At 26.5% G+C, this 17,432-nt stretch carries 13 protein-coding genes; 10 read left to right on the top strand and 3 right to left on the bottom strand.

Annotated elements, in window-relative coordinates; genetic code table 4:
* Positions 1-99 precede the first annotated feature (99 nt).
* The 7 genes from efp (at position 100) to lon (ending at position 9,504) form a co-directional block, all read left to right on the top strand.
* Positions 100-657 (top strand): elongation factor P, encoded by a 558-nt coding sequence (gene efp, locus AAHM99_RS01870; protein WP_339029399.1) that lies wholly within the window; start codon positions 100-102, stop codon positions 655-657.
* Positions 658-678: 21 nt separating this feature from the next.
* Positions 679-966 (top strand): hypothetical protein, encoded by a 288-nt coding sequence (locus tag AAHM99_RS01875; protein WP_342275079.1) that lies wholly within the window; start codon positions 679-681, stop codon positions 964-966.
* 140 nt (positions 967-1,106) lie between these two features.
* The gene (locus tag AAHM99_RS01880) at positions 1,107-3,008 is read left to right on the top strand and encodes a hypothetical protein (RefSeq protein WP_342275080.1); all 1,902 of its coding nucleotides are present in this window, start codon (positions 1,107-1,109) and stop codon (positions 3,006-3,008) included.
* 237 nt (positions 3,009-3,245) lie between these two features.
* On the top strand, positions 3,246-4,943 hold the full coding sequence (locus AAHM99_RS01885; protein ID WP_342275081.1) for a hypothetical protein: 1,698 nt from the start codon (positions 3,246-3,248) through the stop codon (positions 4,941-4,943).
* Between the two features lie 113 nt (positions 4,944-5,056).
* Complete coding sequence (locus AAHM99_RS01890; protein ID WP_342275082.1) at positions 5,057-5,683, top strand: hypothetical protein; 627 nt, start codon at positions 5,057-5,059, stop codon at positions 5,681-5,683.
* A gap of 55 nt (positions 5,684-5,738) precedes the next feature.
* On the top strand, positions 5,739-7,028 hold the full coding sequence (tig, locus tag AAHM99_RS01895) for a trigger factor (protein ID WP_342275083.1): 1,290 nt from the start codon (positions 5,739-5,741) through the stop codon (positions 7,026-7,028).
* 100 nt (positions 7,029-7,128) lie between these two features.
* Complete coding sequence (gene lon / locus AAHM99_RS01900; RefSeq protein ID WP_342275084.1) at positions 7,129-9,504, top strand: endopeptidase La; 2,376 nt, start codon at positions 7,129-7,131, stop codon at positions 9,502-9,504.
* A gap of 63 nt (positions 9,505-9,567) precedes the next feature.
* On the opposite strand, the gene AAHM99_RS01905 is transcribed toward lon, so the two are convergent.
* Both AAHM99_RS01905 and AAHM99_RS01910 read right to left on the bottom strand, forming a co-directional pair.
* Positions 9,568-10,443, bottom strand: a complete 876-nt coding sequence (locus AAHM99_RS01905; RefSeq protein WP_342274829.1) for an IS3 family transposase — start codon at positions 10,441-10,443, stop codon at positions 9,568-9,570.
* On the bottom strand, positions 10,422-10,787 hold the full coding sequence (locus tag AAHM99_RS01910; protein ID WP_342274828.1) for a helix-turn-helix domain-containing protein: 366 nt from the start codon (positions 10,785-10,787) through the stop codon (positions 10,422-10,424). The genes AAHM99_RS01905 and AAHM99_RS01910 overlap by 22 nt, the downstream gene beginning before the upstream one ends.
* Before the next feature lie 144 nt (positions 10,788-10,931).
* On the opposite strand from AAHM99_RS01910, the gene AAHM99_RS01915 reads away from it, so the two are divergent.
* The 3 genes from AAHM99_RS01915 to AAHM99_RS01925 are packed head-to-tail and all read left to right on the top strand — an operon-like array spanning position 10,932 to position 14,909.
* Positions 10,932-12,797 (top strand): ABC transporter ATP-binding protein, encoded by a 1,866-nt coding sequence (locus AAHM99_RS01915; RefSeq protein ID WP_342275085.1) that lies wholly within the window; start codon positions 10,932-10,934, stop codon positions 12,795-12,797.
* 56 nt (positions 12,798-12,853) lie between these two features.
* Positions 12,854-14,104 carry a replication-associated recombination protein A gene (locus AAHM99_RS01920; protein WP_342275086.1) on the top strand — a complete coding sequence of 417 codons (1,251 nt, stop codon included), beginning with the start codon at positions 12,854-12,856 and terminating at the stop codon, positions 14,102-14,104.
* Positions 14,105-14,129: 25 nt separating this feature from the next.
* Complete coding sequence (locus tag AAHM99_RS01925; protein ID WP_342275087.1) at positions 14,130-14,909, top strand: hypothetical protein; 780 nt, start codon at positions 14,130-14,132, stop codon at positions 14,907-14,909.
* A gap of 31 nt (positions 14,910-14,940) precedes the next feature.
* Here the strand turns inward: AAHM99_RS01925 and AAHM99_RS01930 are convergent, their stop codons facing one another.
* A complete protein-coding gene (locus AAHM99_RS01930) occupies positions 14,941-17,388 on the bottom strand; it encodes a hypothetical protein (RefSeq protein ID WP_342275088.1) in 2,448 nt (815 codons plus the stop codon).
* Between the last annotated feature and the right edge of the window lie 44 nt (positions 17,389-17,432).

Here is a 17,432-nt window from a genome sequence, read left to right on the forward strand (position 1 = left end):
TTTAACTAATTTTTATTTATAAATAATTCCTTTCAAATTAGCACAAGAGAGGATTTTTTATATATAATTTAATTAGATACATTAAAGGGAGATTATTTTATGTCAGTAAACGATTTAAGACCTGGAAGTACATTCTTATATGATGGGAATATTTTTGTTGTTTTGGAAAACTCATTTTCTAAAACAGGTAGACAACAGGGAAAAGTTACAGTTAAAGTTAAAAACTTGAGAACTGCAGCAAGAGTTGAAATTACTTTTACAGGGGGAGAAAAAGTAGATAAGGCTTTAATTGAGAAAAAGGATATGCAATTTTTATATAATGATGGTTCAAATTGTGTTTTAATGAATACTGAAACTTATGAACAAGTGGAAATTGCTTCAGCAAAATTAGAATGAGAATTAAAATTTATAACAGATGGTATTATGGTAAAAATGACAGAGTATGATGGTGAAATTCTGGGAATAACTATTCCTGAAAAAATAGAATTAACAATAGTTGAAGCTGAACCTGCTGTTAAAGGTGATACAACTAGTGGAGCTCAAAAAAAGGCAAAAGTTGAAACAGGGTTAGAAATAACTGTTCCTTTATTTATTAAAGAAGGAGAAAAAGTGTTAATTAATACTACTGATGGAAAATATGCAGGAAGAGCAAACTAAAAGAAATTAGAGGTGAATAATATGTACATATCTATTGAAAGAAACTCTAGAGGTAATCTAGAAATAGATGAAAAAATACTAAGTAAAATAATTGAATTTGATGTTACTTCAATTGCAGTTGGCTATAAAAGTATAAATGTAAGTGTAACTATTCATCAGGAAACTGATCTATTTATTTTGGTAAGAGTATATGCACTTGGCAAAGGAAAATTTTTTATGGATGGAATTAAAGCAACATCAGTTATTAACGATTCTATTTATAAAACTTTAAAAGTAAAACCAAAAAAATATATCTTTTGCATTTATTAAATAGATGCTTGTCTATTTAATTTTTATTTTATAAACTAAAAATTATTTATCTTTTATTATAACTGTTCTAGGCAAGATAACCTTTAAAAATAGGGTTAAATAGTGTATAATAAATCTATATTTAAATGGAGGAACTAGGCATGGCGGCTAATAATAAATCATTAGGAAAAAAAATAAGTACTACAAGGACAAAAACAGTTATTGTAAAGAAGCCTGGCTCAAATGAATATTTATATCAAAAGTTTGGTCCCAAAGCATTAGCTTTAATTAATAAATATAATCTACAAATTGATGAAAGTTATAAAAAATTAATTTCTTCATATGAAAGAATAAACTCATTACCTAAGAATGACCCAAGAAGACCTAATTTAATTGACTTATGAGAAGGTGAATTTAATAGGATTTTTAAACATTTTTGAGAAAATTTTGCTAATGGACAAAATTCTACTAATGAAAGAGCGATTTCTGGTTGAAAAGATAGATTAGATGTTAAACCAGTATCAGTATTACCAGATGAAAAAAGAAAAGATTTAATATCAAGACTTTCTCCTACTGCATCAAGCTTTAAAGGTAGCAAGACAACTAAGGAAGAAATTTTATCTAGAGCTGGTTATTCAAATCAAATTAAAGCAGAAAAATTTAATTTTACTGCAACAGCTAAAACTGGACAAAGCTTATTTGAAATTGAAAACTTATTAAGTGCGGCAGAAGAAAAGGGAGTTGGAGAACCAGAAAGCATTCTAAAAAATAGCTTTGCAGCTCTTCAATCTAGTGAAAATGAAGTTGCTTCAACTAAATCAGTTATTAGAATAGACGAAGAAACTGAATTGATGACTTCATCTGCAGTTCCAGATCCTAATTTGTTAGATTTTATTAATGATGGAAATGTTTCAAATAATTTAATTAAAGAGGAAAATGTCAATGTTGCAGATCAAGAGTTAACAAAAGAAACTAAAATTTCTGAAAGTGAATCTCAAGAAAATAATTCAGAAAGTATTGGATATATTGCAAGAGAAAATATGTCTAGAGAGGATTTTAATAAAACAAACAATATTGAAGTACAAGAAAGTAACTTAGTAAAAGAAGATGAAAATCTTGCAGCTTTAGAATTAGGAACAGAATTTTTCCAAAAACACTTAACTGAAGAATTTGACATCAATACTAATATTTATGTTACAGATAAAATGGGTAAAATTGAATATAGTATAAAAGATGAAATGATAATTCCAGAAAAAAGAAATATCCTTTCAAAAGAAGGATTTGAAATTAATTTAAATCCTGAAAAAACTAACTTATTAATCACAAACAATGAAAGAACTGAAAAAAAAGAGCAATCAAAACCTTATCATGAAGAAAGACCAGTAGGATACTATCCAATAAATTATGATGCTGCAAAAAGACCAATGATTCATGATTTAATTGCTTCAAATGAAAGAGAAAGTTTAGCACTTGATGAAATGACTCATAAAGTTGAGTATTTGAGACAATTAAGAAATGATCGTCGTCATAGAGTTAATATGATGAAAATCGAAAGAGCTAACAGTTATATTGTTACTCGTGCAAGAAGATTGGCCGAATCACGTGAATTAAGAAGACTTAAAAGACGTGAGGATGTAAACTTAAAAGCAATCGAAAAAGCAGAGAGATTAAGAAGATTACATGAAAGACAAAAATTAATTGAATTAATGAAAGAACGTCAATTAAAAAGAACTGAAGAAAAACGTGTTGCTTCAGTTTTAAGACTTGAACGTGAGAGACGTTATGAAAGAGATGCTAAATATAGAGCTGAAATAGCAACTATTGACGCACAAATTAGACAAGAGCAAGAATTAATAAAAGGTACTGAATTAAAAATGAAAGCATACTTTACAAAAGTTAATGATAATGAAATGTTTGATGAGTCATTAAAAGTTGCTAAAGAAATAGTTCCAAATTACAAAGCAATTCAACAAAAAGCAGAAACTATTCAACAATTAGAAGAACAAAAACGTAAGGATAGAGTTGAAAAAATTAGTAGAAAATTTATAAAAAATATTAAATAATAAAAAGACAGTTTTTATGATAAAAATGTCTTTTTTTATTTTTTAATGATATTTAAAAAACTATTTTAAATTGAATAATATACTTTATTTTGTAAATAAAATATGATATTTATAGTAAAATATTTTTAACTAGTAAAAGTTTGCTTAAATTGTTTAAACAAACTATAGTAATCAATTTGATATTTATTTTTAATTGTTTCAAACAATTAAAAAAAGAAAAAGAGGTAATAAATAACAATGGCAGTTAAGAACAAAAGTAGAGTAAGAACAGAAAGTGATTTTTCATTACTATCTGGAAAAGTTAGAGCTAGAGTTAAAAATTTAATTGAAAAGAGACTTAATAGTAAAACAATAGTATTATTTGCTCAAGAATATGAAGCATATGATATAAATTTTCGTATTCAATTAATTGACTATATTAATTATTTAATGGAAATTGAGAATTCAAATTTACCTGCTTATTTAAGCAACAGAAACCAAGCAGCTAATGAAGCTGTTTATCAAAGTTTAAAAAAAACTATTTTTAAAGATAAGGAACTTGATAAAAAAAATTTTAAATTCCAATTAAATGACTCTAAAGCAGCAACTAGTCAAAAATTAGTTAATAGTTCTATTCAAGCAGATCCAAGAAAAAAAGCTAAGGAAAATGATGTTCCTAAACTAAATTCTATTAATAGAAATTCAATTGAAAAATTATTATTGGAAGCAAAACAAAGAGAAGAACAAGAAACTAAACTTAGAGATGCAAAATTAAAAGAACAACAAAGATTAATTGAGCAACAAAAAAGAGAATTAGAAGAAAAAATGGCCTTAGAAAGAAAAAGAACTGAGGAACTAGCAGCTAAATTAAAAGAAGAAAAAAGAATACTTGAAGAGAAAAGACTTGCAGAAGAAAGAAAAAGAGAATTAGAAGAACAAAAAATTCTTGATAAAAAATTAAAAGAGGAAAAAGCAGCTAGATTAAGAGAAGAAAAAAGAATAGCTGAAGAACAAAGAATTGCTGAAGAAAAAAGAAAAGAATTAGAAAAACAAAAAGCTATTGAGAAGAAATTAAGACAAGAGAAAGCAGCTAAATTGCGAGAAGAGAAAAGAATAGCTGAGCAACAGAGAGCCGAAAAACAAAGATTAGAAGAGGAAAAAAGAGCAGCTGAACAAAAAAAACTAGCTGAAGAGCAAAGAATTGTTGCAGAAAAAAGAATAGCTGAAGAACAGAGAATTGCTGAAGAAAAAATAAAAGAATTAGAAAAACAAAAAGCTATTGAGAAGAAACTAAGACAAGAGAAAGCAGCTAAACTTAAAGCAGAGAAAGCTGAAAGAGAAGCAAAAATAAGTGAAGAAAATAAACTAGCTGAGAAAAAGCGCTTGGCTGAGCAAAGACAAATTGCTGAAGAAAAACGTATTGAAGAAGAACAGAAACGTTTAGAAGAAGAGAAAGCAGCTAGGGAAGAAGAAATGGTTTCTGTTGAAAGAGTTATTGAGACTAGATCTGTAAAAGAGAGAGATTACTTTAGAGAGCAAGCAGAAAAAGAAAAACTTTGAATGCAATTATATGGTAGATCAAGAGAAGATGCACAAAAATATAGACAGAGTCAAGAAGAGAAAAAAGTATCTAAAATTAGTGAACATAATAAAAAGGTATATATTGATTCTTCAATTGAAGCTCAAAAAACTTTTACTATTCTTGGATATGAGTTCTCAATGTCTGAAACGATAGACCCAAAAAGCAAGTTCTTTAGTTTTTGATATGATTTAAAAAAGAAATTAAACACTTCAAATATCTCTGTTTGATTAAATATTCACCCAGAAAAACAAAAATCAATACTTAAAAAAAGATTAAAACTTGAAGCAGGACTTTGAGAAAAAATAAGATATATATTTACAAGTGAACCAATTCAGAAAAAAAATCCACCAAAAAAAACTAAAAAAAATAAATAATAGCAATATAAATAGATTAAATAATAAATATTTTAATCTAGTATTTATCTTCCAAATAAAAAAATAATTTAGTTGCAATATATTAATTTAAATTACTGATGGGAGAGAAAATTATGAAATGTTGTGATTGTAAAAATAAAATAGATAATTGCAGTTGTTCAATAATTGAATGTAATTGCAATGAAATCATTAATTGTTTGTGCTGTTTATTTAAGTTTTGGGAAGAAAGAGATAAACAATTAAGTATTCATGAAACTTTTATAAATTTTTGAAAAGAGACAATAAAAATTAAAACCATCCCTAGTGTTATAAAAAAAGATATTGAAAGTAGTTTTAAGAAACTTTCAAAAGTAGAAAATTGTTTAAATAAGCTAAATAAGGCCAATTATATAAAATATCTTGATTTAAAATATGATCCAGAATATATTGCAAAATTAATGCAGAAAAATAATATGTCTAAATTAAGTTATTTTATTACTAAACTTGAATCATATATTGAATTTTCTAATATTTTAATAGATGTAAGTGAATATTTAAATTCTAAAAATATTTACTTAAAATTAAATGTAAATATTAATGAAATAGTTAAATTACTGCCTATAATTGTTGAAATATTTGTTTGTTTTGAACCATCAATTGAGAATTCTCTAGAGTATGAAACTTTAAAAGAAAAAATGTATATTTTTGACTCAAATTTAATTAATTTAGAAAATAAGTTAGATATTAAAATTACTTTATAATAGTCAAATATTTGTTATAATAAAAAAAGTTATGTATAAAAGAGGAGAAATTTATATGAAATTTAGTACAAAAAAAATTGCACAAAAAGGACAAGGAATTTGGATAGTTACAATTGAAGGTAAAGAATGAGAAGAAGCAGTAAAAAAAGGTAAATCAAAAGCAGCAGCTAACATTGAAATACCAGGTTTTAGAAAAGGTAAAGCGCCAAAAGAAAAAATTGAACAATATTTAACACCAGTTAAATATTTAAATGCAGCAGTTCAATCAATTATGGATAAAGCTTGGACTTTTGCAAGAGATCAAAAGTCTGATATTGAACCATTTACTTCACCAGTACCAACGCCTGTTAAAATTAGTGAAAAAGAATGTGAGTTACACTTTATTTTTGATTTAAAACCAGAAATAAAAATTGGAACTTACAAAGGACTAAAAGATAAAGAGTTATTGAAAGAAGAGTTAAAAGTTACAAAAGAGGAATTGGATAAAGCAATTGATCAATATAGAGAAAGATTTGTAATGGAAAAACTAAAAGAAAAAGGTGCTAAAATTGCTAAGGGCGATTCAGTATCATTTGATTTTGAAGGATTTATTGATGGTAAATCTTTCAAAGGTGGAAAAGGACTAGATTTCAAATTAATTATTGGAAGTGGCCAAATGATTCCTGGTTTTGAAGATGCAATGATTGGTAAAGGACTAGGAGAATCTTCAATTAATGTAGAGTTTCCCAAAGACTATACTGAGGAATTAAAAGGTAAAAAAGCTGAGTTTAAATTAGATGTAAAAGAAATTAAAGAGAGAATTTTACCTGCAAAAGATGATGAATTAGTAAAGGATTTAAATCTACCGGGAATTACTACTTTTAAAGAGTTAGAAAGTAGTTTAAAAACTCAAATTTTAGATCAAAAAACATTACAATCAAAAAACATTTTTGTAAACAAAGTGATAGATTTAATTAGATTGAACTCAACTATAGAAATTCCAAAATCAGCTATTAATAAAGAAATTGAAACTTTATACAAAGAATTTGAAGCAAAGGTTCAAAGTCAAAAAATAACAATCAAAGATTATAAAAAACAAACAGGGTTAACTGATAGTGATATTAGAAACGAACTATTTGGTGATGCAAAAAAACGTATTGAAAGTTATTTAATAACAGATCAAGTTAGAAATACTGAAAAATTTGAAGTATCAAAAGATGAATTGAAACAAAAGTATGAAACTTTAGCTAAAACATTTGGTGTAGAAATTGACTTTATTAAGAATTCTTTCTTACCAGAAGCACAGATAAAAGAAGAAATAATTAAAGAAAAAATCGTTGATTTCTTATATACAAATAACGGTTAAAAATGCAAAATTTCTTGTATTTTTTTTTTTTTTTTAGCACTTAACACTTGCAAGTGCTAATAATTATGATATTATATTTTTGTACCTAAGGAGGAATATTATGAATAAAAAATTACCTATGTTAATTACTCGTGGTAGTTATATTTACCCAACTTTTGAACAAGTTTTAGAAATTGGTAGAGATAAAACAACACTTGCAGTTAAAGAAGCTGTTGAGAAATATGAGGGAAAAATTCTAATGGTTTCACAAAAAAAACCATTAGAAGATGATCCAAAATTAAATGATTTATTCACATTTGGTGTATTGGCTGAAGTAAAAATTAAAAAAGAATGAAAAGATGGTACATTAACTGTAAATATAAAATCAATATCACGTATAGAAATTAGTGATATTGAGTTGAAAGAATTTTATATTGCAAATTATAAAGTAAAAGATAGCTTAAAGAGCTCAAATAAAGAAGCATTAGATAAGATAACAAAATATATTAAGGCAATGATAAGTTCACAAGATGAATTCCCATCAGAAGTTGGTGATATTATTAAAACTTCTGCTGCAAATGTTGACCCTAATTTTATTGTAGATAGTGCTGCTAATTTGATGCCGTTTATGCCAATTGAAAAGAAACAAGCAATGCTTGAAGAATTAGATCCTGTTAAAAGAATTGAAATAATTAATGACTTTTTAGATGAAAAACGTCAATCAGCAGATATTGAATCATCAATTAGTAAAAAAATTAAATCAAGAGTTGATGAACAACAAAGAGAATTTTATTTAAGAGAAAAATTAAAAGCTATTAAAGAAGAATTAGGGGATATGGATGGAGAAGGAGATGATTTGGCTAAATATAAAAAACGCCTTGAATCAGAACCTTTCCCAGAAAACATAAAAAAAAGAATTTTATCAGAAATTGATAAATGTGAGGGAATGCCTGCTTCTTCTTCAGAGGCAAATATTACAAGAACATATATTGATTGAATGATGCAAACACCATGATGACAAAAAACTGAGGAAAAAACAAATCTAACTTTTGCAAAAAATGTTTTAGATAAGCATCACTATGGATTAGAAAAAGTTAAAGAAAGAATTATTGAGTATTTAGCTGTCAAACAAAATACTAACAAAGTGAAAGGGCAAATAATTACATTAGTAGGTCCTCCAGGAGTTGGTAAAACAAGTTTAGCAAAATCAATTGCTGAATCAATGGGAAGAGAATTTGTAAAAATGGCTCTTGGTGGTGTTAAAGATGAATCAGAAATTAGAGGTCATAGAAAAACTTATATAGGAGCAATGCCAGGTAGAGTGATTCAAGGAATGAAGAAGGCAGCAGTTAAAAACCCAGTTTTCTTACTTGATGAAATTGATAAAATGGCAAGTGACTATAGAGGAGATCCAGCTTCAGCAATGTTAGAAGTATTAGATCCAGAACAAAACTCAAAATTCTCAGATCATTATTTAGAAGAAGAATATGATTTAAGCGATGTTGTATTTATTGCAACTGCAAATTATCCTGAAAATATTCCAGAAGCTTTATATGATAGAATGGAAATTATTGAATTATCAAGTTATACTGAAATCGAAAAAATGAAAATTGCAGAAGAGTATTTAATTCCTAAAGTTTTAGATGATCATGCTGTTACTAAAGAACAAGTAATCTTTAAAAAAGAAGCAATCAATGAAATTATCAAACACTATACTAGAGAAGCTGGTGTAAGACAATTAGAAAGATGAATTGCTTCAATCACAAGAAAATTTGTTGTAAAAATGTTAAAAAAAGAAATTGAAACATTAACAGTTACTCCTAAAGTAGTTAATGAATTACTTAAAAAAAGAATTTTTGAACATACTGAAAAAGAGAATGAAGCTCAAGTTGGAGTTGTTACAGGACTTGCTTATACTCAATTCGGGGGAGATATTTTACCAATTGAAGTTAACCACTTTCCTGGTAAAGGGGGATTAATTCTTACTGGTAAACTTGGAGATGTTATGAAAGAATCAGCAACTATTGCTTATGACTTTGTTAAATCAAATTATAAAGCGTTTGGTATTCCTAAAGAAGTATTCAATGAAAATGATATTCATATCCATGTTCCTGAAGGAGCTGTTCCCAAAGATGGTCCCAGTGCTGGTGTAACAATTACTACAGCAATTGTTTCAGCATTAACAAATAAACCTGTACCAAAAGAAATAGGTATGACAGGTGAAATTACATTAAGAGGATTAGTATTCCCAATTGGTGGATTAAGAGAAAAATCAATTTCTGCCCATAGAAGTGGTTTGAAAAAAATATTAATTCCTTTTAAAAATACTAAAGATATCGAAGACATTCCTGAAGAGGTAAGAAAAGAATTGGAAGTAGTTCCTGTTCAAAAATATTCAGAAGTTTATGAAAATGTATTTGGTATTAAATTAAATGATCTTGTTAGAGAATTGCCAATTGCAACTTCATCGAAAGAAGAAGGCAAAAAAACTCATTAAAATATAAAAACAACTTTCTAATAGTTAAGCATATTATGTCAAGTATAGAATAGCTTTTTTATTCTATTTAGAACACCATGTTTCTCATGGTGTTTTTTCATGCTTTACCATTATTCTTTTGAAATTATAAAATTGAATATACTCCAAAACATTATTGTATACTTCTTGAAAAGAGTTCAAGTTCTTTTGATATCACTCTGTTTTTAAAGAAGAAAAAAAAGTTTCACAAGCAGCATTATCTAGTGAGTTTCCAGGTCTACTTAAAGATATAGAGATTTTATTCATCTTACAATACATCTGACTAAAAATTGATGTATATTGAAAGCCATTATCTGAGTGAATTATTAAGTTCTTATTTTTTAGCATATAGCCTTCAGCCATTTTCAATGTTCTAAAATAAATTTTATTATCATTTCTCATAGATATATCATATCCAACTATAAAGCCAGTATTAACATCTTTCATAATACTCAAATATGCAAACTTATTATAACCATAAGGCAAATATGTAACGTCCGTTACAAATAATTCACCTTTATCAAAACTATTTCATTGCCTATTAACAATATTAGGGTATTTAGAATTTCTAACTTTGATCTCTTTTGGTTTTATATTTCTCTTTATTCTAATTTTTGATCTTATTCCCAAAAGTTTCATATATTTATAAACTAATTTATTTGAAACATTGATATTATAAAAGCGCTTTAAAACTATATTGATTCTAGGATAACCATAAATATGATTATAATAATTAAATATCTCTAAAATATAATCGGCTAAAACCTCATCAAACTTATAATTAAATGAGGGCCTTTCTTTTTTTACTCACCTGTAATAACTTGATTGTGTTGTTTTAAGTGCTTTACATAAAAAAATAATTGATCAATCAGATTTATTTTTCTCAATATAGTTATACTTTAATTGTTGTTTTTTTCTCAATCCTCCAGGAACTGATTGAACTTTTTTAGTATCTCATTCTCCATTTCTAAAAGTTTATTTTTCTTTTTAAGTTCCAGAATCTCTTTTCTAAATGGGTTATTTTTTAGCTCTATATCAATTTTTTTAATTCCTGCGGTTTGTCCCTTTCTTGAAGAAATCTTCTTGAGATATTCAATTCCATATTCTTCATATCCTAAAGCTCATTTTCTTGCAGCAGAATATGAAACATTATGTTTTTTTGCTAATTTCTTTCAACTTTGTTGATTAATTGCTCAATCCTTTGCAACTTCTATTTTAGTTTCCAAAGATACCATATTTGATTTATTTCCTTTAAAATTTGCCATATAAAAAATCCTCTTCTATATAGATTATATTAGAATTTTTTTATTCTAACTCTATACATAGAGGATTATATTCAACTTTCTAATAGTTGTTTTTATATTTTTATGATAATATATCAACAATATAAAATAGAGGGGAAAATTTATATGGATAATTCATATAATGCAACAAGTAATCCAATTGGAGATGCAATTGTTGCTGATAATAGAGAAGAATCTAAAAAATATATTCCAGATGATAAGGTTTATAAATTAGTTAAAGAAAAAAATAAACTTAAATTTTCATGAATAGTATTAATTTATGGATGAAAATATAAGGCATTGTTTTTAAACGTAGTTTTTGTTGTAACTTTTAGTGCATTTTTAGTAAGTTTAAATACTTTATTTCTAAGAAATGTTCTTAGTGCAGCACAAGCCCAAAATGGACAGTATTGAAATTTATCTTGAAAAGCATGAATGGCTATAACAGCTACAGATTTAATTTTGCTATATTTTTGTACATATATCAGGAACTCATGTTCAATTATGCTGGCAGTAAATATAGAAGTAGAGTTAAGAAATTTAACAATAAAAAGATTATTAGAGCAAGACATTAGTTATTATTCTGATAAAAAAATTGGAAAATTAATGACAAAATTAGTTGGAGATACTAATGTTATTGGAAATGAAATTTCAGGAATGATTGCTTGAGTAATTCAAGCACCATTAGTTATTGTAATGGGAACAGCTATGATGTTTGCAATTCATTGACAACTTGCTTTAGTTGCAAGTATTTGTGTTTATTCATTAACATTTATTGTAATAATGTTTTCACTTCAATATCAAAAAAAGGTTAAAAAAGTTAGAGATGTAATTTCTGATGTCAATGGTGATGTAATTGATCGAATTGGAGCAATTAAATTAGTAAAAGCAACAGGAACAAGAAGATATGAAGAATCAAGATTAGAAGAACTTCATAAGCCTTATATTAAGGCTTTTAAACCAATTTCAAAAATAGATGGTACTTTATTAGCAATTTTAATTGCTTCAGATGTTCTAATTAATTTAATTATGATAACTATTGCAATAGAATTTTTTAATGATAATAAGATGTTAACAACTACTTTACCATCATTTATTTCAGCTATGGTTGGTTTAACTCGTCCTTTATGACAAATAGCTGCAATTATTCCGGGTCTATCAAGAGCATCCGCATCTTCTGCACAAATATATGAAGTTATTGAAAAAGAACCAATTCTTGACGATAAAGATAAATCAGGGATTTTATTTGATGAAAATATTTCAAAAATTGAGTTTAGAAAAGTTAAATTTAATTATCCTGAGAAACCAGAAGTTAACATTGTTCCAAATTTAGATATTACTTTAGAAAAGGGAAAATCTTATGCTTTTGTTGGTGAAACTGGAAGTGGTAAATCTACAATTTCAAAATTATTGTTAAGATTTTATGATCCAACTGAGGGTTGCATTTTAGTTAATGATAAGAATTTAAAAGACTTTAACTTAAAAAGTTATTTAAGTCACGTTGGTTATGTTGAACAAGAACCATCAATAATTTTTGGTGATGTTTATGATAATGTTAGATATGGTCATTTTAATGCTACTGAAGAAGAAGTACATGAAGCTTGTAAAAAGGCCCAAATTGATCAAATTATTAATAGTTGACCTTATGGTTATCAAACTATTTTAGGAGAACGTGGTTTATTACTAAGTGGTGGTCAAAAACAAAGACTTGTAATTGCAAGGATTTTACTTAGAAATCCTGAGTTATTAATTTTAGATGAGGCTACAAGTGCGTTAGATAATATCGTTGAAAAAGAAATCCAAGTTCAATTAAATGAACTGATGAAAGAAAAAACATCAGTAATAATTGCACATAGATTAAGTACTATAAAAGATGTTGATAAAATATTTGTATTAGCTCCTGGTAAGGGAATTGTTCAACAAGGAACTTATAAAGAATTAATCAAGATTCCAGGAAAATTTAAAGATTTGCATGATGCAGGTAAGTCTTAAAAACTAGCCAAAAGGTTAGTTTTTTTATGCTATTATTCAATTAGGAGTTAAAAAAAATGAACAAACCTTTAAGTTTCTTATTAAGACCAGATACTTTAAAAAATATCATTGGTCAGTCACATTTAATTAATAATAAGTATGGTTTAATTTCAAAACTTGTTGAAAAAAAATTTCTTACTAATTTAATTTTTTATGGTCCTCCAGGAGTTGGTAAGACATCAATGGCTATTTCTATTGCAAATGATCTTAAAGCAAAATATGATTTTTTTAATGCCTCAAATGATAAAAAAGAGAAATTACAAAAGTTAATTGAATCATCAAATCATGATGAACAATTAATATTAATTGTTGATGAGATTCATAGAATGAATAGAAATATTCAAGATTATTTATTAGAGTTTATAGAGTCAAAAAAAGTTGTAGTTTTTTTGACTACAACTGAAAATCCTTATTTTGTAATTAATCCTGCTATTAGAAGTAGGTGTACAATTTTAAAGTTAAAAGAAATTACTATTGAAGAAATGAAAGAAGGCATAAAAAGAGTATTGAAAAATAATAAAATTAATCTAGATATTGAAAAGGATGCCTTTGTAAAACTTTGTGAGCTTTCTAATGGAGATTTAAGGGTTGCTATCAACTCAATAGAATTAATGCTCGAATTATATCCAGATATTAAAATTAATAATGAAATTATTGAGGCAATATTTGAACAAGCTGTTACTAAGGGAACAGGAGAAGGTGATGAATATCATGATCTAAAATCAGCATTACAAAAATCAATTAGAGGAAGTGATGTTGATGCTGCTTTACACTATTGAGCAAGATTAATGAAAATAGGTGATTTTGAAGTTTTGATGAGAAGAATGATTATTATGGCTTATGAGGATATTGGACTAGCCAATCCAACAATTCCAATAAGAGTTTATCAAGCGTGCCAAACTTTTAGACAAATAGGAATGCCAGAGGGAAGAATTATCTTGGGCTTAGCTATTATAGAAATGTCTTTAAGTGAGAAATCAAACTCATCTTATTTAGCTTTAGAAAAGGCAATAGAAGATGTTAATAACGGTTTAGCACCTCCAATTCCACCATATCTTAGAGATAATCATTATCGAAATGCTCATAAATTAGGCCATGGGATTGGTTATAAATATGCTCATAACTATGAAAACGATTGAGTTGAACAGCAGTATTTACCAGATGAAATTAAAGATATAAACTATTTTACTTTTAAACCTCATAGCAGTTATGAAAAAAAATTAATGGAAATATACATAAAATTTACAAAAGGAAATAAGATAAAATAATAGATAGAGAGTAGGTAATTTAAAAATGAAAACTAGTGCCAAAATAAAAGAAGAATTAGCTCAACAAGGTTATATTTGATTGCCTACATACAAAAATATCTTAGAGAAAGTTTGACAACACAGTGAAACTTATATTGATGAAGATGAAATAGTTTTATCAGCACTTTGAGCAAGTTTTAAAAGATATGATGAAAATATGATTGGAATTGTTTTTATTACATCTAAAAGAACTTTTACTTTAGAAATTGGTGATGATGATTCAAGTACTCAAATAAGATATTTACCATTTGACTCGTATTCATTGCAAAAAATTCAATTGCAATTTTCAAAAAATGATGGAGGCTTACATTATGTCTCACTTCAAAATGATAGTTTTGGAAATGGTATTACATTTGGAACTACAAATAGAGATGTAGCACAGCACTTTGTAGATACATTAAGTGGAAGAACAAATGGAGAGATTGAAATGCTTCCAGATTCTGATGAACCGTTACTTGCAGAAAATGAAAAGGAGCAGTTCATTGATGAGGATTTAAAGAAAGCAAAAGAAAAGAAACCTCATAAATTTGAAGAAAAACATGAAGAAATAAAACCAATTAAAGAATTTGAACAATGAAGAAAAGCTCCTCCAGAAGCAAAAGATAAAAATGTAGAGATTAAAATAGTTCCTCCTAAAAAAGAGAAACCTAAAAAAGATAAAAAGAAGGGTTATGGAGTAAAGTGAAAATCAAAAACATGATTGTTATGATTTTTGTTACCAACTTTAACTTTAGGAACTATTATAGCAATTATATTTACAATGTAATATTTAAAAAACTCGTATTTTAAACGAGTTTTTATTTTCTTTCAATTGAGCTGATTTTTCATTCATCAGTGCCATTTAATAATAAAAGTTCTATTTCATATGTAAATGTAGCTTTTGAATAAGGTATTGTATATAAGGTTCTATATTTTATAATAGCATCAGTGTTTTGTTCATCAATACCATTATAACTTAAAATTTTTGTCTTAAAATTATCATTATGAATTAAAGGCTTATAATAATATGTTGTAAGATTACTTTTTATTTTATTAACTTCCTTAAAGCCAAGTAGTATTTGATCTAAGAGGTCATTAATATCAGAGTCATCTAATATTTTTTCCATACCACTTAATATTGTTTTTTCTCTAAATATATTCTTTTGTCTACCATCTTCATCATAGTCATTTCCAAGAGCAAACATAGCAGATCTCATACCTTTAACATTTTTATTATTTTTGTCATCAAATTTTATATATAATCCATTTTTATTATTTGTCATCATTAATGTTTGAAGAGAAGTATATTTATTATTACCTTCCTTATATGGAGTATCTTGACCATAAAAAATAGAATACTTATCATCAACCAACGCTGAAGAAATATCTCTAATTCCATCAGTTAGTCCTATTGATGATTCTTTTAAATCTTTTATTTTTCTATAATTTGGATTTGTTGAGCTAATTGAATAATAAATAAAATCTAATATTTCAGAAATAGTTTTTCCTTCATATATTTGAGAACTTAGTATAGTTTGCAATGAGATATTTTTTTCTCCTCCAATGATAGTTTTCAAAAAAGTTGATTCAGAGCTTCATAAAGTTTTTCAAGATTTTTTCATCATTTCATCTTGATTAAATCTAAGTGGAATATTAACACCAAAAGTTTTTAAAAAATCAAATAGAGAGTCTAAACCATTAATACTTCTGTTTTCAATAAAAGCATCGATCATAGCTTTTACAAGATTACCTATTTGATTAGGCCCAACCTCTGCAATTACATTAATTTTAATATTTTTTCATTGTGCAAAACCATTACCCATTGCATAAAGAAGTGGTGAAAAACCCTCAACACCTTTATAATCTCCTGATAAAGTCGCTAATTTACGTGGTAAATTTATTGTCCAGCCAGCTGCACCAATAAGAGGTTTTGCCATATCAAAACTATTACTACTTCCACTTTGAAATAATAATCCCAATAGTTTTGCAAAATTTAAACCATCATTATCTTTTGCATTTAATGCAATAGAAAGGTTTTTGATTAGTGTTTTAGTACTAAATTGACTATTTTCAAATTCAGTATTAGCAAGTTCTTTTAAGAATTTTAAATTCCTTTTTTCTCTTCTTCCAACTTCTCCTTTATATGAATAAAGATCATCATGACTTTGTGGAGTATCTTGTGAGAAGTCAATACTTGTAATTCTTTGCAAAATAGCTGAAATAACAAATAGGGCATCAAAAATAATAGAGAAAATATTTGATGTGTCTAATTTATTTAAATTATTTAAAAATCCTGCAAAGACATCGCCAAATTTATTTTCAAAATCAAAATCAATATCTTGATATAACTCATCTGTATTTTTTATAACTTTATCTTTTTGGCCTGAAAGTTTTGCAAATATATTATTTGATCTTTTTATAGCAGCGTTCATTATTTTTTTATTTGTTAGATTTTCAATATTATCTACTCTTAAAATACTGTTTACTAATAGGTCTAATATTGATACAAAGTCTATATTTAAAAGAGTTTTAATAATTGATTCCTTAACGAACTTTCAGTCATTTTCTCTTAAAGCTGTTAAAAAATTAACATTTAATAAATTCGAAATTAAAGTATATGGTAATTTTGCACTAACAGCTATTTTTATTATTATGGCAATTATATCAGCTCATTTATCTAAAGTATTTGAAATTGATGCCATTTTTTCGCTACTAAATTTATCTACATTATCTTCACTAAGATTTAATTGAGGCAAAAAAGATTGTATTAGTCCTGAAGAATTTGGATGAATTCCTCCATTTGACTTTATAATTCCTATAAAAACTGTTAAAAGACTTCCAATTGAATCTGCAGCTCCAACAGGAGATTTTACATTATCTGTAAGAAAAGGACCGTTATCATTAGACTCATTAACCTTAGCTATTTTATTTATTTCTTCTCTTGTCAAACTTTGATTAAAATAACTACTATTTAAAGAACTCATATCTGTTTGATAATTTGTATTAAAACCTGGCATAAGTTCTTTTGCTCTGCTTGAGTTTATTAAATCTAGTAAATAATTTGCATCATATGCAAGTTCATAATTTACTTTTTGACTAGCATTTTGCACCATTGCACCTCTTAAAAGAGTTGATGATATTTGAGTTAAATTATTTACTTTATTAATAACTGACTTTTTTTTGTTATTAATTGTACTGCAGCTTGTGACACTTGCTGTAGATGCTGTTATTGAAACTATTCCTAAAAGTGAAATAATTCTTTTCATTTTCCCCGACTACTCCCTCTAATTATAATTATTATATATTAAAA

The organism is Spiroplasma endosymbiont of Cantharis lateralis (assembly GCF_964030855.1).
In the GTDB taxonomy this organism is placed as follows: Bacteria; Bacillota_I; Bacilli_A; order Mycoplasmatales; family Mycoplasmataceae; genus Spiroplasma_A.